At 65.2% G+C, this 22,923-nt stretch carries 21 protein-coding genes; 12 read left to right on the top strand and 9 right to left on the bottom strand.

The genetic code is table 11. The features are described 5' to 3' along the window. Window positions 1-32: 32 nt before the first annotated feature. Complete coding sequence (locus tag CIT40_RS03810) at window positions 33-2,198, bottom strand: putative bifunctional diguanylate cyclase/phosphodiesterase (protein ID WP_094890834.1); 2,166 nt, start codon at window positions 2,196-2,198, stop codon at window positions 33-35. Between the two features lie 542 nt (window positions 2,199-2,740). Here CIT40_RS03810 and mepA point away from each other — a divergent pair. From mepA to modC, 5 genes are all read left to right on the top strand, one after another. Further along, window positions 2,741-3,685, top strand: coding sequence for a penicillin-insensitive murein endopeptidase (gene mepA / locus CIT40_RS03805; protein WP_094890835.1), 945 nt, complete (start codon window positions 2,741-2,743; stop codon window positions 3,683-3,685). A gap of 212 nt (window positions 3,686-3,897) precedes the next feature. Continuing rightward, a complete protein-coding gene (locus tag CIT40_RS03800) occupies window positions 3,898-4,401 on the top strand; it encodes a hypothetical protein (protein WP_244611907.1) in 504 nt (167 codons plus the stop codon). Between the two features lie 190 nt (window positions 4,402-4,591). Then, window positions 4,592-5,377 carry a molybdate ABC transporter substrate-binding protein gene (modA, locus tag CIT40_RS03795; protein WP_094890837.1) on the top strand — a complete coding sequence of 262 codons (786 nt, stop codon included), beginning with the start codon at window positions 4,592-4,594 and terminating at the stop codon, window positions 5,375-5,377. A gap of 27 nt (window positions 5,378-5,404) precedes the next feature. After that, window positions 5,405-6,100 (top strand): molybdate ABC transporter permease subunit, encoded by a 696-nt coding sequence (gene modB / locus CIT40_RS03790; protein WP_094890838.1) that lies wholly within the window; start codon window positions 5,405-5,407, stop codon window positions 6,098-6,100. Window positions 6,101-6,102: 2 nt separating this feature from the next. Beyond that, window positions 6,103-6,765, top strand: coding sequence for a molybdenum ABC transporter ATP-binding protein (gene modC / locus CIT40_RS03785; protein ID WP_094890839.1), 663 nt, complete (start codon window positions 6,103-6,105; stop codon window positions 6,763-6,765). Between the two features lie 135 nt (window positions 6,766-6,900). Here modC and CIT40_RS03780 read toward each other — a convergent pair whose 3' ends face one another. Further along, on the bottom strand, window positions 6,901-8,694 hold the full coding sequence (locus CIT40_RS03780) for a potassium/proton antiporter (protein WP_094890840.1): 1,794 nt from the start codon (window positions 8,692-8,694) through the stop codon (window positions 6,901-6,903). 208 nt (window positions 8,695-8,902) lie between these two features. On the opposite strand from CIT40_RS03780, the gene CIT40_RS03775 reads away from it, so the two are divergent. The 4 genes from CIT40_RS03775 (at window position 8,903) to CIT40_RS03760 (ending at window position 13,818) form a co-directional block, all read left to right on the top strand. Continuing rightward, entirely contained in the window at window positions 8,903-10,219 is a 1,317-nt protein-coding gene (locus CIT40_RS03775) for a mechanosensitive ion channel family protein (protein WP_094890841.1), read from the top strand. A gap of 108 nt (window positions 10,220-10,327) precedes the next feature. Continuing rightward, entirely contained in the window at window positions 10,328-11,146 is an 819-nt protein-coding gene (map, locus tag CIT40_RS03770) for a type I methionyl aminopeptidase (protein WP_094890842.1), read from the top strand. 91 nt (window positions 11,147-11,237) lie between these two features. Beyond that, a complete protein-coding gene (radC, locus tag CIT40_RS03765; protein ID WP_094891063.1) occupies window positions 11,238-11,957 on the top strand; it encodes a RadC family protein in 720 nt (239 codons plus the stop codon). 118 nt (window positions 11,958-12,075) lie between these two features. Further along, complete coding sequence (locus CIT40_RS03760; protein WP_094890843.1) at window positions 12,076-13,818, top strand: S1/P1 nuclease; 1,743 nt, start codon at window positions 12,076-12,078, stop codon at window positions 13,816-13,818. A 10-nt stretch (window positions 13,819-13,828) separates the two neighbouring features. On the opposite strand, the gene CIT40_RS03755 is transcribed toward CIT40_RS03760, so the two are convergent. The 7 genes from CIT40_RS03755 to CIT40_RS03725 form a co-directional block, all read right to left on the bottom strand. Beyond that, complete coding sequence (locus CIT40_RS03755; RefSeq protein ID WP_094890844.1) at window positions 13,829-14,140, bottom strand: YMGG-like glycine zipper-containing protein; 312 nt, start codon at window positions 14,138-14,140, stop codon at window positions 13,829-13,831. A 230-nt stretch (window positions 14,141-14,370) separates the two neighbouring features. Beyond that, window positions 14,371-14,745 (bottom strand): hypothetical protein, encoded by a 375-nt coding sequence (locus CIT40_RS03750; protein ID WP_094890845.1) that lies wholly within the window; start codon window positions 14,743-14,745, stop codon window positions 14,371-14,373. Window positions 14,746-14,771: 26 nt separating this feature from the next. After that, window positions 14,772-15,494, bottom strand: coding sequence for an AprI/Inh family metalloprotease inhibitor (locus CIT40_RS03745; protein WP_094890846.1), 723 nt, complete (start codon window positions 15,492-15,494; stop codon window positions 14,772-14,774). Then, window positions 15,494-16,483 (bottom strand): 2-hydroxyacid dehydrogenase, encoded by a 990-nt coding sequence (locus CIT40_RS03740; RefSeq protein WP_094890847.1) that lies wholly within the window; start codon window positions 16,481-16,483, stop codon window positions 15,494-15,496. The genes CIT40_RS03745 and CIT40_RS03740 overlap by 1 nt, the downstream gene beginning before the upstream one ends. Continuing rightward, a complete protein-coding gene (locus CIT40_RS03735) occupies window positions 16,483-17,301 on the bottom strand; it encodes an ABC transporter permease (protein ID WP_094890848.1) in 819 nt (272 codons plus the stop codon). The genes CIT40_RS03740 and CIT40_RS03735 overlap by 1 nt, the downstream gene beginning before the upstream one ends. Further along, entirely contained in the window at window positions 17,298-18,113 is an 816-nt protein-coding gene (locus CIT40_RS03730) for an ABC transporter ATP-binding protein (RefSeq protein WP_094890849.1), read from the bottom strand. The genes CIT40_RS03735 and CIT40_RS03730 overlap by 4 nt, the downstream gene beginning before the upstream one ends. A gap of 10 nt (window positions 18,114-18,123) precedes the next feature. Continuing rightward, window positions 18,124-19,146, bottom strand: a complete 1,023-nt coding sequence (locus tag CIT40_RS03725) for an ABC transporter substrate-binding protein (RefSeq protein WP_094890850.1) — start codon at window positions 19,144-19,146, stop codon at window positions 18,124-18,126. A 164-nt stretch (window positions 19,147-19,310) separates the two neighbouring features. On the opposite strand from CIT40_RS03725, the gene CIT40_RS03720 reads away from it, so the two are divergent. The 3 genes from CIT40_RS03720 to CIT40_RS03710 all read left to right on the top strand — a co-directional run bounded on the left by CIT40_RS03720 (window position 19,311) and on the right by CIT40_RS03710 (window position 22,892). Next, window positions 19,311-20,117, top strand: coding sequence for a creatininase family protein (locus CIT40_RS03720; protein ID WP_094890851.1), 807 nt, complete (start codon window positions 19,311-19,313; stop codon window positions 20,115-20,117). Window positions 20,118-20,257: 140 nt separating this feature from the next. Further along, window positions 20,258-20,521: a hypothetical protein gene (locus CIT40_RS03715; protein ID WP_162307337.1), complete on the top strand. Its 264-nt coding sequence runs from the start codon at window positions 20,258-20,260 to the stop codon at window positions 20,519-20,521. A gap of 340 nt (window positions 20,522-20,861) precedes the next feature. Next, window positions 20,862-22,892, top strand: a complete 2,031-nt coding sequence (locus CIT40_RS03710; RefSeq protein ID WP_094890853.1) for a carbohydrate porin — start codon at window positions 20,862-20,864, stop codon at window positions 22,890-22,892. Window positions 22,893-22,923: the final 31 nt, after the last annotated feature.

Genomic DNA, 22,923 nt, shown 5'->3' with positions numbered 1-22,923 from the left:
GCGCACCGCTTTTGCGGCCGGCTATCGCAAGCTCACGCCACCAGCGCGGCGTCCTCGTCGCCGTCAATGCCGCGCTGTGCGGCGAGCAGGCCGATGATCTCGGCGTTGGGCCGGGCCTTGCTGAACAGGAAGCCCTGGCCCTCGTCGCAGCCCTCGGTGCGCAGGCAGCTGAGCTCGGCTTCGGTCTCGACGCCTTCGGCGGTGATGGTGACGCCCAAGCCTTTGCCGAGGCTGACGATGGAGCGAATGATCGCCTGGGCCTCGCGGTTGGCGCCGAGATCGCGCACGAAGGATTGGTCGATTTTGATCTTGTCGAACGGAAAACTGCGCAAATAGCTCAGGCTGGAATAGCCGGTGCCGAAATCGTCCATCGAGATGCGCACCCCGAGCGCGCGCAAGGCGTGCAGCGTCGCCAGCACCTGCGCGCTCTTCTCCAGCAGCAGCGTCTCGGTGATCTCGAGCTCGAGCCGCCGCGGCGGCAGGCCGGAATGTTTCAGCGCATCCGTCACGATGGATAGCAGATTGCCGCTGCGGAACTGCAGCGGCGACAGGTTGACAGCGACGCGGACGTCGTCAGGCCAGTTCGCCGCGTCGAGGCACGCCCGGCGCAGCATCAACCCGCCGAGCGGATTGATCAGGCCGGTGTCCTCCGCGACCGGGATGAATTCGGCCGGCGAGATCATGCCGCGCTCGGCATGGGGCCAGCGCACCAGCGCTTCGAAACCGGTGATGCGGCCGCTCTGGAGGTCGATCAGCGGCTGGTAATAGGGGCGCAGCACGTCGTTCTGGATCGCATCGCGCAGCTCGACCTCGATCTTGCGCCGGCTTTGCGCTTTCGCGTCGAGCGCGGCCTCGAAGAAGGCGAAGCTGCCGCGCGCGTCCAGCTTGGCGCGCGACAGCGCCATGTCGGCGCTCTTGAGCAGCTTTTCGGAATCATCGCCGTCGCCCGGCGCCATCGCGATGCCGATCGAGGCGCCGATCACCACGGAATGGCCGTCGAGCAGATAGGGATCGGCGATCGCCGCAAGCAGACGTTTGGCCAGCATCACCGCGTCCTCGGGACGCGCCAGGCCGCTCTGCACGATCGCGAACTCGTCGGAGTTGAGCCGCGCCAGCGCGTCTTCCTCGCGCAAGGTCGAGCGCAGCCTCTTGGCAACGCCGCGCAGCAGCTTGTCGCCGACCGCATGCCCGAGCGTGTCGTTGACCGATTTGAAGCTGTCGAGCCCCAGCATCAGCAGCGCGACCTTGTCGGTGCTGCGCCGCGTGTGCAGCAGCATCTCGTCGACCTGCTGGCGCAGCAGGCTGCGGTTGGGCAGGCCGGTCAGGGTGTCGTGCTGGGCCATGAAGGCGAGCCGCGCCTCGGCGCGCTTGCGTTCGGTGATGTCCATCAGCGCGAGCAGCACCGCCGGCCGCTCGGCATAGGTCAATTCGCGGGAATAGATCGCAAGGTCGATCAGCCCGCCGTCGGCCTTGACATGCTTCCAGGTCCGGCCGGCCTGCTCCTCGCAAGTCGGGTCCGCCATCCAGGGCGGCTCACTCTCGAAGGCCTGCAGGGCGCGGATATTCAACCGCTCGAACTCGGCGCGGGCGTAGCCGTAATGCGCGACCGCGGCGTCGTTGACGCCGAGGATGCGCTCGTCATCCAGCGCGCAGACGATCATGGGAACGGGATTGCCGTCGAACAACAGGCGAAACGAGGCCTCGCGCTGCTTCAACTCGGTGATGTCGACACGCAGGCCGACCACGCCGCCATCCTCGGTCAGGCGCTCGTCGATCAGGATGACGCGGCCGTCCGACAGCTTCTGCTCGTGGCGGGCGCCGGGCTGATAAAGCCTCTGCAGGCGGTCGGCGATCCACTCGTCCTCGTGGCCGACGGCCTCGGGGTAGTCGCCGCGGGCAACGCCGATGCGTAGCGTGTCTTCCAGACGCGCGCCCTCTTCGAACAGATCGGCGGTCTTGCTGTAGATCTCGGCGTATTTCTTGTTCCAGAGGACGTAGCGGCCTTCGGCGTCGAGAAACACGATGCCTTGCGGCAGGATGTCGACGGCCTGGCGCAGGCGCTCATGGGATTTGCGCGCGTCCGCGATCGCAGCTTCCGCCTCGGCGCGGCTGCGCAAGACTTCCTCGCGTTCCGAAATGGCGCGCGGCGCGCGCGCGAAGCGCGGCTTGCGCGGCGATCGGCCGGCCCGGGCAAGCACGCGTTGCTTTCGCTTTCTTGTTTTTCGAGACCCCAAACTCAACTTCACTCGTCCCAGTCGCGCCCAACGGCGCAAGTTTTGGGGCAAGTGTCTGAAAGAAAAGTAATCTTGGGTGGCCGCGGCAGCCACGGCACCGTCTTGCGAGCATCGAAAGCCCGGCGCTCGTGCCTGTTTACGAGGCGCAGGCAGGCCGTGCGGCCCGCCAAAGCCGCGGCGTCATCGCAATCGAAGAGAGAGAGAATGCAAAAGCACGCGCTCTCCATGAATCATTTCCGGGGCGCGGGCCCGATTGCATACGGGATGGAAACGAACCCGGCCCCGCGCACGAATTTTGGTCAATGCAGGATACGGTTATCGCACCGTTAAAAATCGGCTGACTCCGCGAAATAACTACGACTTTTGGACAACCTTGTTGGATCCGAAATCATCATGCCGGGAGCGCCTTCGCTGCGGGGCAACGGCGTCGAGACGCCGTGAGCTCGTCCACCTCAGCACAGACCGATTCTTAACCCCGGCGCCGTGTTGGGTTATAAGGGCTGCGCATGAGTCTCCGCCGCCTCACCCCTCTCCTGCTCGTCATGACGCTCCTGGCCGCCGGGGGCGCGCTGGCCCAGGACAAGGGCAGCGTCAATCCGAAGCCGCTGCCGCCGCTCGCCAATCCCAACGCCCCCGATATCGCCGCCAAGGAGCTGTTCGCGCGCAAGCTGCTGCCGTCGAAGGGGGCGGCGCATGTCATCGGTTCCTACACCAGGGGCTGCATCGGCGGCGCCGAGCAGATCCCGGTCAACGGCGACCATTGGCAGGTGATGCGGCTGTCGCGCAATCGCAGCTATGGCCACCCCGACATGATCGCCCTGATCAAGCGGCTCGCGGCCAGGGCGCACAAGGACGCGGGATGGCCCGGCATCCTGGTCGGCGACATCGCCCAGCCGCGCGGCGGCCCGGCGCTGTCGGGCCATGCCAGCCATCAGATCGGTCTCGATGCCGACATCTGGCTGACGCCCTCGCCAGACCACCGCCTCTCGCGCGAGGAGCGCGAGGACATGTCGGCGGTGATGATGGTGCGCCAGGACCGGCTCGACGTCGATCCAAAGGTGTTCACCCCGAGCCATGTCCTGGTGCTGCGCGACGCGGCGCGGGAGCCGGCGGTGCAGCGCATTTTCGTCAATGCCGCGATCAAGAAGGCGCTGTGCCGCGAGGCCAAGGGCGACCGCGCCTGGCTGTCGAAGATCCGCCCCTGGTGGGGCCACGACTACCACTTCCACATCCGCATGCGCTGCCCCGCAGGGGCCGGCGAATGCGAGGGCCAGCCGTCTCAATCCGAGGACGAAGGCTGCAAGCCCGCCGATCTCGCCTATTGGTTCTCCGACGCGGTGCTGCACCCCAAGCCGCCGCCGGAGCCGCCAAAACCGAAGCCGCCGATGACGCTGGCGCAGATGCCAGCCGCCTGCAAGGTGGTGCTGCACGCGGCGGATGCAAAGCCGTAAGGCGCGGCTGCCACCTCACCCAATGCTGTCGTCCCCGGGCAAGCGCGCCTCCGGGATGACGAACTCGTTGGTTGGTTCACGTCATAATAGTGCGCTAGGGTTGGCTGGCCGCTCCGCCGTAAGCCCGCGGCCCCCGGGACGCGCATCCCGTCATTCAAACAAACCTGACCGCAAGCCTCGCGCCGTTCGCAGGGCCAACGATGGGATTTCACATGCGCGTCCTCGCCGTCCTCGCTGCGCTCTCGTTCGGCGCGACCTCCGCTCTTGCTGCTGAGGAGCCCAGCGGCTGCGACAAGTTCAAATGGCCGATCGAGCGGGAGCGTGCCGCGCTCACCGCTCCAGATCGCGCGACGCTCGCATCGGGCAGCGAGCAGGCGGCGTTGCCGTCCGCGGCAGTCAAATTGGCGCTGGCGGCCTCAAGTGATGCAAAACTGCCGACGCCGCCGGAGCGCGCGCCCAAGGACGGCAGCTTTGCCGGCTTCACGCGCATCAAGTCCGCCAAGGCCGGGCTCTACACGATCAGCCTGTCCACCGGCGCCTGGATCGACGTGGTCCAGGATGGGCACGTCCTCAAACCCGTGGCCTTCAGCGGTGCCACCGATTGCGACGGCATCCGCAAGACCGTGAAATACGAGCTGTCGGCGCAGCCCTTCGTGCTCCAGATCAGCGGCGCCAAGGAGAATTCAGTCTCGATCGCGATCCTGCCCGGGCAATAGCCTATGACCGGACCAACAGTCGCCCTTTGACCTCAGGCGCCAGCCTGCTATCTTCGCGATTGCGATATCCCTGCCGGCCGTAAGCCGCAGCCGGGCCCCGTGGACAGCGCTTCCACCCGTCGCGACCTGACCCACCAACGCCAGACCTGTGCGTGCATCCTGCGCGCGCGGACTCGCACGGAGCGCTCCCATGTTACGTATTTCAGGACTTTTCGCCGCCTTCGTGATCCTCGCAAGCGCGGCCCGCTCGCCCGCCAGCGCCGAGGACAAGACCATCACCGTGTTCGCCGCGGCATCGATGAAGAACGCGCTCGACGAGGTCGACGCGGCCTATACCGCCAAGACCGGCATCAAGTTCTCGGTCAGCTATGCCGCAAGCTCGGTGCTCGCCAAGCAGATCGAGCAGGGCGCGCCGGCCGACGTGTTCGTCTCGGCCGACACCGACTGGATGGATTACGCGATCTCCAGGAAGACCATCAACGAGCCTTCCCGAGTGAACCTGCTCGGCAACAGCATCGTGCTGATCGCGCCGAAGGATTCCAAGGTGGACAACGTCACCATCACGCAAGGTTTCGACCTGGCCAAACTCGCCGGCGACGGCAGGATCGCGACCGGGGACGTCAAGTCGGTGCCGGTCGGCAAATACGCCAAGGCGGCGCTTACGAGCCTCGGGGCATGGCAGGCCGCCGAGCCGAAATTCGCCATGGCCGAGAGCGTGCGTGCGGCGCTGACGCTGGTCGCGCGCGGCGAGGCCAATCTCGGCATCGTCTATTCCACCGACGCCAAGGTCGAGCCCGGCGTCAAGATCGTCGGCACCTTCCCGGCGGAGTCGCATCCCGCGATCATCTATCCGGTCGCCGCGACCACGATTGCGAAGGACGGGACCGGCGACTATCTCGCCTTCCTGCGCTCCTCCGCCGCCAAGACCATCCTGGAAAAATACGGCTTCAAGTTCCTGGTCAGCCCCATCACTTAAGTCTTGCGACCTGATATTCATCACTTGATGTCAGACATCTCTCCCGCCGAATGGACCGCGATCCTGCTCTCGCTCAGGGTCGCGATCATCGCAACGCTGGTGGCGACGCCATTCGGCGTCGCGCTGGCATGGCTGCTGGCGCGACGCGATTTCTGGGGCAAGTCGATGCTCGACGCCGTCGTGCATCTGCCGCTGGTGCTGCCGCCGGTCGTCACCGGCTATCTGCTCCTGCTGACGTTCGGCCGCCGCGGCCTCGTCGGCGGCTTCCTCGCCGATTATCTCGGCATCGTGTTCTCGTTCCGCTGGACCGGCGCGGCGCTGGCCTGCGGCGTGATGTCGTTCCCGCTGCTGGTGCGCCCGATGCGGCTGTCGATCGAGGCGGTCGATCGCAGGCTCGAGCAGGCGGCGGAGACGCTGGGTGCCGCGCCGTGGAAGGTGTTCTTTACGGTGACGCTGCCGCTGGCGTTGCCGGGCGTGCTCGCCGGCATGGTGCTGGGCTTTGCCAAAGCGATCGGCGAGTTCGGCGCCACCATCACCTTCGTCTCCAACATTCCCGGCGAGACCCAGACGATCTCGTCGGCGATCTATTCGCTGATCCAGACCCCCGACGGCGACGCTGCGGCAGGCCGGCTCGTGATCGTCTCGATCGTGCTGGCGCTGGGCGCACTGATCGCCGCCGAATGGTTCGCCCGCCGCGCCACTGCGCGCCTGCACGGGAACTGACCATGCTGCGGGTCGACATCGAAAAACAGCTCGGCGAATTCTCGCTCCAGGCCGATTTCACCAGCCAAGGCCGTGTCATCGGCCTGTTCGGCGCATCCGGTGCCGGCAAGACGTCGCTGGTCAACATGATCGCCGGCCTGCTGCGGCCCGACCGCGGCACCATCGTGATCGACGGCGAGATCGTCGACGACACCGCGGCCGGCGTCCATGCGCCGACCTGGCGCCGCCGCATCGGCTACGTGTTCCAGGACGCGCGGCTGTTCCCGCACCTCAGCGTCGCGCAGAATCTCGATTATGGACGGCGCATGAACCGCCTCGCGCCCGATCCGGCGCAGCACACACGCGTCATCGAGCTGCTCGACATCGGCGCTCTGCTCGACCGCCGCCCCGGAAAGCTCTCCGGCGGCGAACGCCAGCGCGTCGCGCTCGGACGCGCTTTGCTGGCAAAGCCGCGGCTGCTGTTGCTCGACGAACCGCTCGGCGCGCTCGACGAGGGCCGCAAGCTGGAGATCCTGCCCTACCTGGTGCGGCTGCGCGACGAGGCCAATGTCCCCATGGTCTATGTCAGCCACGACGTCGCCGAACTGCGCCAGCTCGCCACCCAGATCGTGATGCTGAAGCAGGGACGGGTGACGAGTCTCGGCGGGGTGAAGATGCTGTCGTAAAGAGAGTGTCGTGCCCCGGACGCGATGCAGCACGCAGTGATGCATCGCAGAGCCGGGCCCCACGCCGCGCCATGGGTCCCGGCTCAGCGCAGCAACGCTTGCGCGTTGCAGCGCGTCCGGGACACGAGGGCGTTCCTAAATCCCCGCCACCGAAATCCATACATCCGCCAGCTTGCGCCGCAGCGCCTGCGCGCGCGTCGGCGTCGGCGGCGTCTCGTCTTCTTCCGGAAGGCGCAGGCCGACGACGTTGACGCGGCCGCCGGAGATGCTGCGCGCGACCAGCACGATCTCGTCCAGCGGCAGCTCGGCGCCCTCTTTCGGGGCGCGGTCGAGATGGACGTCGAAATAGTCGGCGAGGGTCAGCTTGCTCTCGTCCTCGCCGACCTTGACGCCGTAGATGCCGGCAAGCTCGGCCAGCGTGTGCTCGCCGGAGACCAGGAAGTCGCCGAGCAGATGCGGATCGGGCGCCGAGCTCGGCTGCATGTCGACGAAGAAGCGGTCGAGCGACTCGGCCTTTTCCGGCGGGGCCAGCAGGTAGATGTAGTCGCCGGGCGCGATCGGGTCGGCCTCCAGCGGCGTCAGGATGTTCTCGTTGCGGATCACCAGCGTCGGCTTGGACCAGGACGGGATCAGGCCGCGGCGGAAATACAGGCTCTTGGGCCGCACCGGATAGCCGACCAGCTGCTGCTCGAGCTGCCCGGGCAGATCCAGCTCGACACGCCGCGGGCCGCGCTCGGCGCGCGGCAGCGCCACGTGCAGCTTGCGCGCGGCGGGCGCCAGGGTCCAGCCCTGCAGCAACAGCGAGATGATGACGACGACGAAGGCGACGTCGAAATAGAGATAGGCCTTGGACAAGCCGACCAGCATCGGGATCGAGGCCAGGAAGATCGCGACCGCGCCGCGCAGGCCGGTCCAGGCGATGAAGGTCTTTTCGCGCCAGTTGAAGCGGAACGGCGCCAGGCACACGAATACCGCGATCGGCCGCGCCACCAGCATCAGCACGAAGGCGACCCCGACCGCCGGCAAAATGCTGGCGCCGAGCCGGCTCGGCGAGACCAGCAGGCCGAGCAGCACGAACATCACGATCTGCGCCAACCAGGTCGCGGCATCGAGGAAGGTCACCACCGAATTATGCGCGCGGGTCGGCCGGTTGCCGATGATGATGCCGGCCAGATAGACCGCGAGAAAGCCGGAGGCGTGCATGATCTGCGAGCCGCCGAAGATCACGAGCGCCGCGGTCGTGACGAACGGCGCGTGCAGCCCCTGCGGCAGCGCGACCTTGTTGAGCGCGAGCACGACCAGACGCCCGCCGATGACGCCGACCACGGCGCCCAGCACCGCCTCCTGGACGAACTCCATCAGCACGTGGCCTGCGGAGCTCGATCCCAGCGAAATGTATTCGACCAGCATCAGGGTCAGGAAGATCGCGAAAGGATCGTTGGTGCCGGATTCGGCCTCCAGCGTCGCACCGACGCGCGGGCGCAGACGCAGGCCCTGGGTGTGCACCAGCAGGAACACCGCGGCGGCGTCGGTCGAGGCCACCACGGCGCCGACCAGCAGCGACTCCGTCCAGTTGAGGTCGAGCGCGTATTTGGCGAACGGCGCCGTGATCAGCGCGGTCAAGAGCACGCCGACGGTCGCGAGCACCACGGACGGCGCGAGCACGGTCCGGATGCTGGCAAAGCGCGTCTTCAGGCCGCCGTCGAACAGGATCAGGGCCAGCGCGACGGAGCCGACCAGATAGGTGGTGCGGACGTCGTCGAACTGAAGCTGGCCGGGGCCGGAATCGCCGGCGAGCATGCCGATCAAGAGGAAGACGAGCAGCAAGGGCGCGCCGAAGCGCAGCGCAAGCAGGCTCGACAGGATACCGGCCATCACGAGGACGGCACCGAGCAATATGGCGATGCTGACGGAGTCGAGGGAAGCCATCCACCTTCCGGGCAAAAACAGCTGGAGGGGCATTCCATATCGTTGCGGCCCGGGCACGCCAACCCATTTCTCCCGCTCGCGGCAATCTGCCCGCGTTTTACGGCCTTAACGCCCATCACATGCCGGTGTATCGATGGCCCGGCCGCGCCCTTTGTGGGATTCTGCGGCTCCCTCGAATCAATTCCTCCCTTGTTTGCCGACGAGACCGATGGACATGGACCTCAAGGACTTCATGGAGTTCGTGCAAACCACGGCGCGCAGCGTCGGGGCGGAAATCTCCTCGCCCTGGTTCTACCTGCAATTCGGTCTCATCCTGGCCGCGGCCGGCATCGCCTATGCCGCGGACACCGCCATCCGCAACCGGGTCGACATGAGCTCGCTGGCGATGCGCTGGCCGCTGCCGCTCCGGCACTTCGCCCGGGTGATGGTCTCCAGCGCCTCGACGGCGGTGTTCACGCTGCTCGTGATCGTCTCCCGCGTGGTGATGTACCACGCGACCTGGCCGAGCCGCTCCTATCTGCTGATGGTCGCCGCCAAGCTGGGCTTCGCCTGGCTCGTGATCCGGCTGGTGACGACGGTGCTGCGCAATGCCTTCATCGTCCGCCTGGTGTCGATCACGGCGTGGTTCGTCGCCGCGCTGTCCATCCTCGGCCAGCTCGATACGACCGTCGATCTGCTCGACGCCTACGCGATCGTGCTCGGGGGCCTCAGGCTGACCCCGCTGCTGGTCCTCAAGGCCGGCGCGCTCCTGCTGATCGCGCTCTGGGCCACCAACATCGCGAGCAATTTCGCCGAGAGCCGGATCAACGCAACCACCGATCTGACGCCGTCGGTGCAGGTGCTGCTGGTCAAGATCATCCGCATCGGGCTTCTTGCCATCGCAATCGTCATTGCGCTCGGCGCGGTCGGCATCGACCTGTCGGCGCTCGCGGTGTTCTCCGGCGCGGTTGGCGTCGGCATCGGTATCGGCCTGCAGAAGATCGTCGCCAACTTCATCTCAGGCATCATCCTGCTCGCCGACAAATCGGTGAAGCCCGGCGACCTCGTCACCATCGGCGACAATACCGGCCGCATCAGCGCGATGAAGACGCGCTATATTTCCGTCGCCGCCGGCGACGGCCGTGAGTTCCTGATCCCGAACGAGGACCTGGTGACGCAGAAGGTCGTCAACTGGACCTATACCGACAAGAACACGCTGGTGAAGATCGCCTTCGGCACCAATTACGACGCCGACCCGAGGTTGGTCACCAGGCTCGCCGCCGAGACCGCGGCCGCCCATCCCCGCGCGCAGAAGGGCAAGCCGCCGAACAGCATTTTGACCGAGTTCGCGGAAGCCGGGATGAAGTTCTCGCTGACCTTCTGGATTGCGGACCCCGACGGCATGGACAACGTCAAGAGCGACGTGATGCTGGCGCTGTGGGACGCCTTCAAGCGCGAGGGCATCCGGGTTCCCTACCCCGTCCGCGAGATCCGCATCCGGGGCGGCGCGCTGCCGGTGGAAACCACCGTAGAAGTCCCGAATTAGGCCCGCTTTCGGGCGCAGGGCTGCCAACCTTGGCTTGCACGAAAGCCCGCAATCATTAGATTGGGGCCTGAATTCAAGCCTTTCCGCCGTCATCGAGACCAGCCCCGCATGAGCTACGTCGAAGCCTCCGATACCTCCCTGCGCAAGACCGGACAGATCAAGCTGCATGGACCGAGCGCGTTTGCCGGCATGCGCAAGGCGGGCGCGCTGGTGGCGAAGTGCCTCGACGAGCTCACCGACATCGTCGGCCCCGGCGTCCCGACCGAGCGCATCGACCAGTTCGTCCGCGACTTCGCCTTCAGCCATGGCGCCTATCCGGCGACGCTGATGTATCGCGGCTATCGCTACTCGACCTGCACCTCGCTCAACCACGTGGTCTGCCACGGCATGCCCGGCGACCGTCCGCTGAAGGAAGGCGACATCGTCAACATCGACGTCACCTTCATCGTCGACGGCTGGTACGGCGATTCAAGCCGGATGTATGCGGTCGGCCCGATCGCACGCAAGGCCGAGCGGCTTATCGAGGTGACCTATGAAGCGATGATGCGCGGCATCGCCGCGGTGAAGCCCGGCGCCACCACCGGCGACATCGGCCACGCCATCCAGAGCTTCGTCGAGCCGCAGGGCATGAGCGTGGTGCGCGATTTCTGCGGCCACGGCCTCGGGCGCATGTTCCACGACGAGCCGAACATCATTCATATCGGCCGGCCCGGCGAAGGCGTGCAGCTCAAGCCCGGCATGTTCTTCACGATCGAGCCGATGATCAATCTCGGCAAGCCGCATGTGAAGATCCTCTCCGACGGCTGGACCGCCGTCACCCGCGACCGCTCGCTGTCGGCGCAGTTCGAGCACTCCGTCGGCGTGACCGCGACGGGCGTCGAGATTTTCACGCTGTCGGAGCGGCACGGCGAGAAGCAGGTCGGGTGAGCTTTTAGGCGCGTCCGCTGGGTACTAACCAATCTCGCCGCCCCGCAATTGACGGTTGCAAAAACGCGGGTCCCCGGCAATGCTGGCGGCGATGCCCGCCAAGCCGGACCACGACAAGAGCAAGCCTGACGACGCGCCGCACTATCTCGGCCATCGCGAGCGGCTGCGCGAGCGCTTCTACAGCGCGGGTGCGGATGCGCTGAGCGATTACGAACTGCTGGAGATGGCGCTGTTTCCGGCGCTGCCGCGGCGCGACACCAAGCCGCTGGCAAAGGCGCTGATCAAGATTTTCGGCTCGTTCGCCGAGGTCGTGCACGCCCCTGTCGCGCGCCTGCGCGAGGTCGACGGTGTCGGCGAGGCCGCGATCAACCAGCTCAAATTGATCGCGGCTGCCGCGAGCCGCGTGACCAAAGGCGAGGTCAACAGCCGCAACGCGCTGTCGTCCTGGAACGAGGTGATCGATTATTGCCGCTCCAGCATGGCGTTTGCCGACAAGGAACAGTTTCGCCTGCTGTTCCTCGACAAGCGCAACCAGCTGATCGCCGACGAGGTGCAGCAGACCGGCACGGTCGACCACACCCCGGTCTATCCGCGCGAGGTGATCAAACGCGCGCTGGAATTATCGGCGACTGCGCTGATCCTGGTGCACAACCATCCCTCCGGCGATCCCTCACCGTCGCAAGCCGACATCCAGATGACGAAGGCGATCATCGACATCGCCAAGCCGCTGGGCATTGCCGTGCATGATCACATCATCGTCGGCCGGAACGGGCACGCAAGCCTGCGCGGGTTACGGCTGATCCAGGGATGACCGGACCGCGGGGCCTCGGATTGCAATAATTCCATCACACGATGTAAGGTAGTATCATTGCAGAGACGGCCGCGTCAGGCGCGGCCACTTTTCCGATCGCTCTTTTTTGGAGATCTCCATGGCCGCTCGGATTTTTGTCATTGCCGTGATCGCCTTCATCAGCTTCAGCGAACGCGCCTTCGCCTGGGCCTATCAGGGCCACGAGGTGACCGGCGCCATTGCGGATCAACTGCTCGGTCCCAACGCGCGGCAGCAGGTCGCCAACATTCTCGGCTTCGAGCTCCGCGTCGCGGCCCCCTGGGCCGATTGCGTCCGCAGCGTGGCGCGGTTGCCCGACGGGACCTTCCGCTACGCGCCGACCAAGCCGGAATACCGGATTCCCTGCACGGCCTTCGAGACGCCGGCCGAGACAGCACGCATGGAGGACTATGTTTCGCGCAACTGGCTGGATTGCGAAGCCGCGAAGGGGCACGGCTGCGGCGAAGCCTACCATTTCGCCGACGTCGCCATCCAGCACGACGATTACAAGCGCGGCTATGTCGGCACCAGCGACCACGATATCGTTGGCGCCATCAATGCCGCGATTTCGGTCCTTCGCGGAAATCCGGCGCCGCTGCCGTTCTCGATCCGCGACAAGAAGGAAGCGTTGCTGTTGCTGGCGCATTTCGTCGGCGATCTGCACCAGCCGCTGCATGTTGGCGCCGTCTACCTCGATCAGTCCGGCCAGCTCGTGAATCCGGACCAGGGCGACTTCAATCCCGCGACCGAGACGCGGGGCGGCAACCTGCTCGGCCCTGCCGAGAACAATCTGCACAGCCAATGGGACGCGATTGCGGAAGACCTCGGCGAGAATGCGAGCCCGGATTTGATCAAGAAGGCGAAAGCGGTCGGGAAGACACCCGGACCGATCGACGCGCTTGCGGCGACCTGGGCAAGCGAGACGGTCATGGTCTCGCATGCGGCATTCGCCGGCCTGAGCTTCGCCGCAGCGAATCGCGGCCGATGGGAGGTGCGTGTTGACGATGAGGCGGCGTATGCGACCAAGCAGGCCGAATTGAAGCACGATCAGCTCGCCAAGGGCGGCGCGCGTCTTGCGCAGATCCTCAACAGCATATGGCCGACGCCTGTCGAAAAGACCACCGCCTGCACCCTGACCAACGTCTGTTATTGCGTCACGGCGGCAAATCGGGACGCGATCGCCGCCAATGTCGCAAGGGTCAGACAACTCCTCGCAGACCAGCGCGCGACCGGCAGGATGATTGGCTATCTGAGCATCCCGCTGTCGACGCTGGGCGGCGGCTATTTCGGAGTGAACCGGGATGTTGCCCAGAAAACCAAGGAGCGGATCGAGCAGCGATTTGGATCGTCAGCGACCTGGGTTCTCAATCCGGGCGCAGAGGGCAATCTGCCGGAGACGGCCACAGGCGCGGACTACATGTATATGTGGACCCAGATCCTCGAAGGGCGCGGAGGCTATGGCGAGGATATCGACTTCTTCTACTTCGCCGGTCCGACCGATTTCGCACAGTTTTTCGGACTTACCGGCGCGGGCGATGCGGACAGGATCGAGGCCTATTTCGACCGGCGGCTTGGATCAGATCCCGATCTGGTGAAGACCGTGAATGCCGGCGGGCTCAGCAAACGCGGCTTCCGCAACTACTATGCACTGCGCGCTGCGGTCACGTTCAGCGCCGGGTCCCACGACGAGTGGAACATCGTCCAGCTGCTCAATCAACGCCGCCGCGGGTCCGAGCAATTCGGAATCGGCAACCAGATCGGCGTGCTCTTCGACGGGCACGCGATCGCGCCGGGCGATTTCGAGGCCGGCGCCGCCAGCGGCACCGTCGGGCGATGCAATTGAGCCCGATCGCTCAATAGCAATATCTCGGATTGACCCGGACGTAGTATCCGTCCGGGCGCTGCATGTAGCAGCCCCGCTGATAGGCGTAGTAGCCGGAGCGGCGACGCTCGCCTTCGGAGGCGATCGCAGCGCCCGTGCCGGCACCGACGACGGCGCCGATGGCAGCGCCGCGGCCTCCCCCAATCGCGCCGCCGACGACCGCACCGCCGATACCGCCGATGATGGCGCCGCCGATGGCGTCCTGGGCTACCGCCTCACGAACCGGCATGGTTACAGCAACCGCGAGACAGGCTGCAATTCCAAGAGCAATTCCGCGAAGCATTCCGAATCCTCCAGTTTGCCGGCACACATGCGTCGCGCCTGGGGCAGAGTAAAGTCGGCGCCATCCCCCAATTTCGGAACTGGCGGCCGGCACGATAATCGAAGAAAACCTACCCCGGGCGGCGGCCGCCGTTATTGAGCCATCGCAAAGGAAAGCACGGATCCGATACCGGGCCTGCCAGCACCACGGCTCGCCGGGCCCGAAGACGCAAGGGCGGGCGCGGCCGCTGTTCAAGGCTCGATCCAACGCCGCACTGCATCGACGGTGTCGGCCGGATTGGTGTTGAAGCAAATCGCGGCCTCCGGCGCGAGGCGGTGGACGAGATTGAGCACCTTCTCGAACAGCACGAGGCGCTCCCTGGGCTCGCGCAGTCCGGCGCCGATCACGATGCAGTCGAAGTGTTGGTCGCGCAGCGCCGCCGCGACGCCGGCTTCCGCGGTGGCGTCGAGATCGATCAGGCAGCTCGTGACCTCGAAGCCGAGATCACGCAGGCGTAGCAGCTGCGCCTCGATGTAGCTGCGCACGAGCTCCGGCGTGAGCTGCGGGAATGCACTGTAGTCGACACTGCCGGGTTCGATGCCGATCGCGAGGACGCGTTTGGCCATGCGGGTATCCCAATGAAATGGGCCGCCTACTGCCGCAGCATGATCAGGGGATCGGCGGTATCGGGGACGCGCCGCCACTGCGCGTTGTCGTCGGCCTCGAATTGCCAGACGTCGCCCGATTTCGACATCAGGATGATCTGGCCACGCTCGAGCCGCCATTGGGTCGGGTTGAACTGCGCGACGGCCGAGTCGCATTTCGGCTTGAGGAAGACCTGGAAATTGTCGGGGCCGGCTTCCGTGTTGGTCAGCGTCAGCCCGCAGACCGGCTGGCCGTTGCCGCGCACCATGGCCCAATCGCCGATCATCTGGTCCATCGACTTGGCCATCGAGCGCGCGGCGGCGAGATCCTGCAGGATGTAGACGCCCTCGCCCTGGCGCAGGCCTTCGAAGATGCCGGCCTCGACCTCGGTGAAGTCGATCACGGCTTCACCGGTCGCATCCTGCAGACGGACGATATCGAGGCCCCTGACGCTCCAGGCGACGATGTCCTTGGTGAAGGGCAGCGCGGTCTTGCAGGCCGGCTCGAGTTCGAGCTTGAATCCCAGCGCGACCGGGTCGCCCTTGATCGTGACGACGCAGGTCTTGCTGCGTTCGGTGGTCGAGAGCTCCCACTGCCCGAGCATCTCCTTCTTCAGCGTCGTCGCATCCTGCGCATGCGCGATGCCGATCGCGGCCAGGGAGGCCGCGACGGCGCCGATCACGGCCAATTGGGCCGCGACGGAGAATGCGACGACCCGAAGAGTTCGCATCAGCGCCCCTTGAACGGCGTTTCGGCGACCGGCGTCAACGGCGCCTTTCCTGAGAACCATGATTTGAGGTTGTCGACCACGAGCTGGTCCATGGCGTTGCGCGTCACCACCGAGGCCGAGCCGATATGCGGCAGCAGCACGACGTTCTGCATCGCCTTGAGCTCGTCCGGCACGGTCGGCTCGGCCGCGAACACGTCGAGGCCGGCGGCCAGGATGGTGCCGGATTTCAGCGCCTGCACCAGCGCCGGCTCGTCGACCACCGAGCCGCGCGCGACGTTGATCAGCACGCCGCGCGGGCCGAGCGCCTTGAACACCTCGGCGTTGATCATCTTGTTGGTAGCCGCGCCGCCGGGCACGATCACCATCAGCGTATCCACCGCCTTCGCCATCTCGATCAGATCAGGGTAATGCTTGTACGAGACGTCCTTGGACGGGTTGCGCGAGTGATAGACCACCGGCACCAGCGAGGCGTCGAGCCGGCGCGCGATGGCCTGGCCGATCCGGCCCATGCCGACGATGCCGACCTTGCGGTCGCGCAGCGAGCCGACGCTGAGCGGATAGTTCTGGGTCTGCCAGAGGCCGGAGCGCACGTAGCGGTCGGCCTTGACGAATTCACGCAAGGTGGAGATCAGCAGGCCCATCGCGACGTCGGCGACCTCCTCGGTCAGCACGTCGGGCGTGTTGGTGACAATGATGTTATGCTCGGCGGCATATTTGGCGTCGATATGGTCGTAGCCGACACCGAAGCTCGCCACCATCTCGATCTTGGGCAGCTGCGACAGCGATTCCTTGTCGGCGCGGACGGTGTGATAGGTCACCGCCACGCCGCGGATTTTTTCGCGGATCGCCGGGGTCAGGCGCTCGAGGTCGCCGCGCGTCTCGGCCTTGTGCACGACGAAATGGTCGGAAAACCCGTTCTCGAGGATCGGCCGCACCGGCCCATAGATCAGAAGGTCGATCTTTTCGGACGAAATCGAACCGGCAGCCATCAGTTTTCCTTTCCAAGCGCGCTCTCATGCCAGCGCCGTAAAACGAGGTGCGAAACTAGCGCCAGCACCCCATAGATGACAATCCCGGCCAGCGACAACAGCAGCAGCGCTGCGAACATGCGGGGTATGTTCAAGCGGTAGCCGGATTCGGCGATCCTGTAGGCGAGGCCGGAGCCGGCGCCTGCCGTTCCCGCCGCGATCTCGGCCACGACCGCGCCGATCAGCGACAGGCCGCCGGCGATGCGCAGGCCCCCGAGGATGTAGGGCAGTGCGGCGGGCAGCTTCAGAAACCGCAGCGTCTGCGGCTTTGAGGCGCCATAAAGCTGAAACAGGCCGGCGAGATTGCGATCGACCGAATTGAGCCCGAGCGTGGTGTTGGACAGCACCGGGAAAAAGGCGACGATGAAGGCGCAGACCACGACCGCGGTCTGCTGTTCCAGGTAGATCAGCAGCAGCGGCGCGATCGCGATGACAGGGGTGACCTGGAGGACGATGGCATAGGGGAACAGCGAATATTCCACCCATTTCGACTGGTTGAACAGCAGCGCCAGCGCAATGCCGCCGATGCTGGCCGCGACGAACCCTTCGAGCGTGGTCAGAAGCGTGGTGGCGAGCGATTGCGACAGCACCGCCCAGTCCTTGATCAATGTCAGGATGATCACGGAGGGGGCCGGCAGCACGTAAGGGGGGATGCCCTTGCGGCGGACCACCAGTTCCCAGACGATCAGGCCGATCGCGAAGACGATGACCGGAAGCAGCAGGCGCATCGCGCGTTGCGCCGCTGGCGGCCGTGAAACGATCGCGGGCTGGGCGTTCATAGCAGCGGCTGTCCCGAATAAGACGGCGCAAGCGCGTCGGAGACCTTGCGACAATAGTCGCCATAGGCTGTCGAGGTGCGAAACGCCTCGCCGCGCGGCTCGACCGCCTCGATGCGGATATCGGCCTGGATGCGGCCGGGCCGTGCCGTCATCACCACAACGCGCTGCGACAGATAGACGGATTCGAACACCGAATGGGTGACGAAGATGACGGTCTTGCCGAGGCTGCGCCACAGCGCGAGCAGATCGTTGTTGAGGCGGAAGCGCGTGATCTCGTCGAGCGCGGCGAACGGCTCGTCCATCAAAAGGATATCCGGCTCGGTGACCAGCGCGCGCGCCAGCGACACCCGCATCTTCATGCCGCCGGAGAGCTCGCGCGGAAACGCATCGGCGAAATCGGCGAGCCCGACGCTGGCCAGCGCCGCGTCGGCACGCCCGCGCGCCTCCGCCTTCGGCACGCCTGCGAGCCTCAGCGGCAGCCGCACATTCTCGCGCACGCTGGTCCAGGGCATCAGGGTCGGCTCCTGAAACACGAAGCCGATGCCGTGACCCGGCTGCACCACGCCCTCGCGATGGGCCACCCGCACGATGCCGGAGGACGGCGCGCTGAGCTCGGCGATCAACCGCAACACCGTCGACTTGCCGCAACCGGACGGGCCCAGCAGCGAGATGAACTCGCCCTTGCGGACGGTGAGGTCGAACGGCCCGAGCGCCATGACGCCGTTGTCATAGGTCTTCGTCACGCCGCGCAGGCTGACGGCAAGATGCGTCAGGCCGGCGTCGGCTGCGGGCGAGGTTTTGACTGACGACATCGACCTTGCGCTACGGCTTGCTCGGGCGCAGCTCGACGCCGACGCCCTTGTTGACGAAGCGCAGCGTATAGGACTTGCGGAAGTCGAGATCGCCCTTCACGACACCGGCCTTGACCATCTTGTTGAAGAAGGAGGTGTAACGATCGTCGCTCATCGCGCCGATGCCGTTCTTCACGGAGTCGCCGGAATCGACGATGCCGTACTCCTTCATCTTGGCGACGGAGTATTTCAGCAGATCGTCGGTCATTTCGGGATTGAGCTGCTTGATCATGGCATTGCCGGCGGAATTGTCGCCGTAGATATAGTTGTACCAGCCGATCATGGAGGCATCGACGAAACGTTGGACGAGGTCGGGCTTCTTCTCGACGACGTCGCGGCGCGTCTCGATCAGGGTCGAATAGGTATTGAAGCCGTAATCGGCCAGCAGCAGCACATTGGGCTTGAAACCGGCGGCCTTCTCCACCGCAAACGGTTCGGAGGTGACGTAGCCCTGCATCGCGCTCTTGGGGTTGGCGATGAAGGGCTGCGGATTGAAATTATAGGGGCGGACGTTCTTCTCGTTGAAACCGTATTCGGACTTCAGCCACTGGAAATAGCTGCCCATGCCCTCCTTGGAAACGAACAGCGTCAGCGGCTTGAGATCCTCGATCTTGCTGACCTTGGCATCCGGCTGCGTCAGCATCACCTGCGGATCCTTCTGGAAGATCGCGGCGATGGTCACGACAGGCACGTTGTTGGCAACCGCATCGAACGACATCAGCGTGTTCGCGGCCATGAAGAAATCGATCTTGCCGGCGATCAGCAGCATCCGGTTGTTCTCATTCGGACCGCCGGGAACGATGGTGACGTCGAGACCGTATTTCTTGTAGGTGCCGTCGGCGACCGCCTGGAAGAAGCCGCCGTGCTCGGCCTCCGCGACCCAATTGGTGCCGAAAGTCACCTTGTCCAGCGTCTCGGCCTGCGCCCCGACGCACCAGACGAAAGCCACCATCAAGCCCGCAATGAGCGCTCGCCGCAGATGGAAGGGGGTCATAATGGCACTCCGTCGATCGCTTCCGGCCAATCGCGTCTGGCTCATGTGAACGCAACGCGATAAAACCGCATGACATCAGGGGACGCGAGCCGGCCGGGCCCGCATCCCCTGATACCCCAAATTACGTGACAAATTCGGGCAATGAAACCTCCAAAGAATACTCAATGACGCCATCCCGCGACTGGACCGAAATCCGCTGGGCCGATGCGCCCCCCGCGGACACGTCGCGCTGGATCGCGGTGCTGCCGCTGGCGGCAACCGAGCAGCACGGCCCGCATCTGCCGTTCGAGACCGACGTTCTGATCGCGGACGCCTATCTCGCACGTGTCCGCGAGCTGTTGCCTCCGAGTGTTCCGGCCATTTTCCTTCCCGTTGAACCGGTCGGGATTTCCACCGAGCATATCGACTATCCGGGCACGCAGACTCTGGCGACCGAAACCGCCCTGAAGCGATGGACCGGCATCGGCGAGGAGGTCGCGCGGCGCGGCGTGAAGAAGCTCGTCATCATCACCAGCCATGGTGGCAACAGCGCGGCCATGATGCTGATCGCGCAGGATCTGCGCGCGTATCAAAAACTGTTCGTGGTGACGACGTCGTGGTCGCGCCTGTCAGGCGCCGACAAACTGTTCCCGGCCGACGAAGTGCGCCACGGCATTCATGGCGGCGCGGTCGAGACCTCGATCATGCTGGCGCGCTATCCCGATCATGTTCGCAAGGATGCGATCGCGGATTTTCCCGCGAGCAGCGTCGCGCTGGAACGGCAATATCGCTGGCTGTCGACGCAACGGCCCGCGCCGTTTGCCTGGCAGGCGCAGGATCTCAACGCCTGCGGCGCCGTCGGCAATGCGACATTGGCCGTGGCGGCGAAGGGCGAGCAACTCATCGATCAGGGCGCCCGTGCTTTTTGCGAGCTGCTGGGCGAGGTCGATAACTTCGACGTGAACAGGCTCGTCAAGGGACCTCTCGGTTAGCTCATATCCTCTTGGATTAACTCACGAAAACTCCTCGCTCCGGGAGCGGATTTGCCGCATTCGAACCGGACGCGGGGAGCCTCCGTCAAAACTGGGCACGCGGGCCACAACGGACCGCCTCAACCCGGATGGAGTTTCATATGTCGATCAAGACCAAGATTGCCGCTCTCGCGCTCGCGACCCTCGCCGTCACCGGCAGCATCGTGTCCACCACCTCCTCGGCCGAAGCCAAGCCGCCCGGTTGGGTCTGGGGTGTCGGTGCCGGCCTCGCCACCGCCGCCGTCGTCGGCTCCGCGATCGCCGCCAACAACGATCCCTATTACTACGGCTATCACCGCTGCGGCTGGGTCGCCCAGTACAACGCTTTCGGCCAGTACATGGGCCGCGTTCGTACCTGCTACTGATCTGAGTACCTGAGGCCGATCTTACGTGGATCCTGCGTCCGACACGGGCGCCTCATCCACCCCGTGTCGTGCCCCCGACCCCGCCCGGCTGTCCCCCCGGGCGGGGTCATTCGTTTGGAGCCGCGGAAATTTGTTGCCGTCCAGTCACACAGAGATGCGAACCAGCGTCCGCTGCAATGCTCAATAGTTGCTATTGCGAATTAATTGCAATAAACATTGCAACAGCTGCGGGGACTTGGGACGGCGTCACGTCGAATAGATCATCTCGGCCGATCGCGTGACCAACCCAAACCTGGTGACAGGATCGCCGCGAATCGGCAGGGATGTCGGCGGCTGGGGCATGTTTGCGTTTTGGGGGCGTGTGTTGACGTTGAGAGGTCACCGTTACAGGTACTTGCGGACGGCCGCGGCGATTGCATCGGGCGCGCTGGTTGTTCCGTGTGCAAGCCAGGCAGCTGACCTGCCGCTGAAGGCGCGCGCAGCAAAGACCCTTTACGATTGGACCGGTTTCTATGCCGGCGGTCATTTCGGCTACGGCGATGCGAGCTTCGGACCCGGCACCAATTCATTGCCGCTGCAAGGCGTGATCCTGCCGCCCAGTGCCACCGGGTTCAGCGGCGGCTATCAGCTCGGCTATAATCGCCAGCTCGCCAACCGTGTCGTGCTCGGCATCGAAGCGGACTCCACGTTCAGCGGTGCTCGCGACGTCGTCGCGCATGAACGGTCCCCCGCGCCCTTCAACACCACGCTGGACTATGTCGGCACCGTGCGCGGCCGCATCGGTTACGCGTTCGACCGTTTCATGCCCTTCGTCAGCGGCGGTTTCGCCTGGGGCCATACGCACATCAACGTCAACGATGCCGATGGCGTCTCGGAGCTGTTTCCGGTCGGAAAATATCAGACCGGGTGGACGGCGGGACTCGGCCTCGAATTCGCCGTCAGCGGCAATTGGACCGCAAAGGCCGAGTACGATTACGTCGCGCTGTCGCGCCGAACCTACGATCTCAGCGGCTTCGGCCTTGCCAATGTCGAGGTCGAGCCGCGCGTTCATCTGTTCAAGCTTGGCCTGAATTACCAGTTTGGCGACACGCCCTGGATGGCGCCGGTCAACGGCAAGACGAAACTCCCCGAGTCCAACGACTGGAACGTCCACGCCCAGACGACTTTGCTGCCGCAAGGCTACGGGCCGATCCGCTCGCCCTATGCGAGCCCGCAGAGCCTTCCCGGCAGCGGCCAGTTTCAGGCGACGTGGACGACCACGGCCTTCCTGGGCGCGCGGCTGTGGGACGGCGGCGAGTTCTATTTCAATCCGGAATTGGCGCAGGGCTTTGGCATCAACGGCACGCTCGGCCTTGCCGGCTTCTCCAATGGCGAGGCGCAGAAGGCCGGCGCTCCATTCCCGAAAATCCGTGCGCAGCGTTACTATTTCAAGCAGACCTTCGGCCTCGGCGGCGAGCAGGAGGATGTGCCGGACGCCCCCAACCAGCTTGCCGGCAAGCGCGATATCGACCGCGTCACGCTGATCGTCGGCCGCTTCGCCGTCGGCGATTTCTTCGACGGCAATTCCTACGCCAAGGACCCGCGCGCCGACTTCATGAATTGGGCGATGTGGTCGTCGGGGGCCTACGACTTCCCGGCCGATCTGCCGGGCTACACTCGCGGCGCCGTGGTCGAGCTCAATCGCAGGGATTGGGCGGTGCGCGGCGGCCTGTTCCAGGTCCCCGATGCGCCCAACAGCGATACGCTGGTTTACAAGACGGGCGGCGCGGTCGTCGAGTTCGAGGAGCGCCATTCGATCTTCGAGCAGCCGGGCAAGCTGCGGGTCGGTGCGTTCTACAACAGCGGCAATACTGCCAATTACCGCGAAGTGGTCGCGATCGCCGCTGCCAACCCTGCGCTCGACATCAACGACATCACCGTCGCCAACCAGCGCGACCGCTCGAAATACGGCTTCTACGTCAACCTCGAGCAGCAGATCGTCAAGGACGTCGGGCTGTTCGCGCGCGGGAGCTGGAATGACGGCCAGAACCAGATCCTGTCCTTCACCGATATCGACCGCAGCGTATCGGGCGGCCTGTCGATCAAGGGCAGCTTTTGGGGGCGGCCGGACGATACGATCGGCATCGGCGGCGCCGTCAACGGGCTTTCCGCCGCGCACCGCGACTTCCTTGCTGCCGGCGGCACCGGCCTGCTGATCGGCGACGGACAGCTCAACTACAGTCCGGAGCGCATCCTCGAAGCCTATTATGCCTGGAAGCTCACTTCCTGGACGACCATGACGTTCGACTACCAGTTCATCACAAATCCGGCCTACAACGCCGACCGCGGGCCGGTCTCGATCTTCTCGGGGCGCCTGCACGCCGAGTTCTAGCCCACCACTTCAGCCCAACCTTCCAGAAGGG

The sequence above is a fragment of the Bradyrhizobium amphicarpaeae genome (assembly GCF_002266435.3).
Classification (GTDB): Bacteria; Pseudomonadota; Alphaproteobacteria; order Rhizobiales; family Xanthobacteraceae; genus Bradyrhizobium; species Bradyrhizobium amphicarpaeae.
This window is presented reverse-complemented; position numbering and strand designations above follow the sequence as displayed.

Excerpts from the sequence above, each read along its gene's own strand:
- CIT40_RS03725 (WP_094890850.1), bottom strand. The coding sequence starts at position 19,146 with ATGACCCCCTTCCATCTGCGGCGAGCGCTCATTGCGGGCTTGATGGTG.
- radC (WP_094891063.1), top strand. The coding sequence starts at position 11,238 with ATGCCCGCCAAGCCGGACCACGACAAGAGCAAGCCTGACGACGCGCCG.
- modA (WP_094890837.1), top strand. The coding sequence starts at position 4,592 with ATGTTACGTATTTCAGGACTTTTCGCCGCCTTCGTGATCCTCGCAAGC.
- map (WP_094890842.1), top strand. The coding sequence starts at position 10,328 with ATGAGCTACGTCGAAGCCTCCGATACCTCCCTGCGCAAGACCGGACAG.
- CIT40_RS03780 (WP_094890840.1), bottom strand. The coding sequence starts at position 8,694 with ATGGCTTCCCTCGACTCCGTCAGCATCGCCATATTGCTCGGTGCCGTC.
- mepA (WP_094890835.1), top strand. The coding sequence starts at position 2,741 with ATGAGTCTCCGCCGCCTCACCCCTCTCCTGCTCGTCATGACGCTCCTG.
- CIT40_RS03735 (WP_094890848.1), bottom strand. The coding sequence starts at position 17,301 with ATGAACGCCCAGCCCGCGATCGTTTCACGGCCGCCAGCGGCGCAACGC.
- CIT40_RS03760 (WP_094890843.1), top strand. The coding sequence starts at position 12,076 with ATGGCCGCTCGGATTTTTGTCATTGCCGTGATCGCCTTCATCAGCTTC.
- CIT40_RS03745 (WP_094890846.1), bottom strand. The coding sequence starts at position 15,494 with ATGCGAACTCTTCGGGTCGTCGCATTCTCCGTCGCGGCCCAATTGGCC.
- CIT40_RS03775 (WP_094890841.1), top strand. The coding sequence starts at position 8,903 with ATGGACATGGACCTCAAGGACTTCATGGAGTTCGTGCAAACCACGGCG.
- modB (WP_094890838.1), top strand. The coding sequence starts at position 5,405 with ATGTCAGACATCTCTCCCGCCGAATGGACCGCGATCCTGCTCTCGCTC.
- modC (WP_094890839.1), top strand. The coding sequence starts at position 6,103 with ATGCTGCGGGTCGACATCGAAAAACAGCTCGGCGAATTCTCGCTCCAG.
- CIT40_RS03730 (WP_094890849.1), bottom strand. The coding sequence starts at position 18,113 with ATGTCGTCAGTCAAAACCTCGCCCGCAGCCGACGCCGGCCTGACGCAT.
- CIT40_RS03720 (WP_094890851.1), top strand. The coding sequence starts at position 19,311 with ATGACGCCATCCCGCGACTGGACCGAAATCCGCTGGGCCGATGCGCCC.
- CIT40_RS03715 (WP_162307337.1), top strand. The coding sequence starts at position 20,258 with ATGTCGATCAAGACCAAGATTGCCGCTCTCGCGCTCGCGACCCTCGCC.
- CIT40_RS03755 (WP_094890844.1), bottom strand. The coding sequence starts at position 14,140 with ATGCTTCGCGGAATTGCTCTTGGAATTGCAGCCTGTCTCGCGGTTGCT.
- CIT40_RS03800 (WP_244611907.1), top strand. The coding sequence starts at position 3,898 with ATGCGCGTCCTCGCCGTCCTCGCTGCGCTCTCGTTCGGCGCGACCTCC.
- CIT40_RS03710 (WP_094890853.1), top strand. The coding sequence starts at position 20,862 with ATGTTTGCGTTTTGGGGGCGTGTGTTGACGTTGAGAGGTCACCGTTAC.
- CIT40_RS03750 (WP_094890845.1), bottom strand. The coding sequence starts at position 14,745 with ATGGCCAAACGCGTCCTCGCGATCGGCATCGAACCCGGCAGTGTCGAC.
- CIT40_RS03740 (WP_094890847.1), bottom strand. The coding sequence starts at position 16,483 with ATGGCTGCCGGTTCGATTTCGTCCGAAAAGATCGACCTTCTGATCTAT.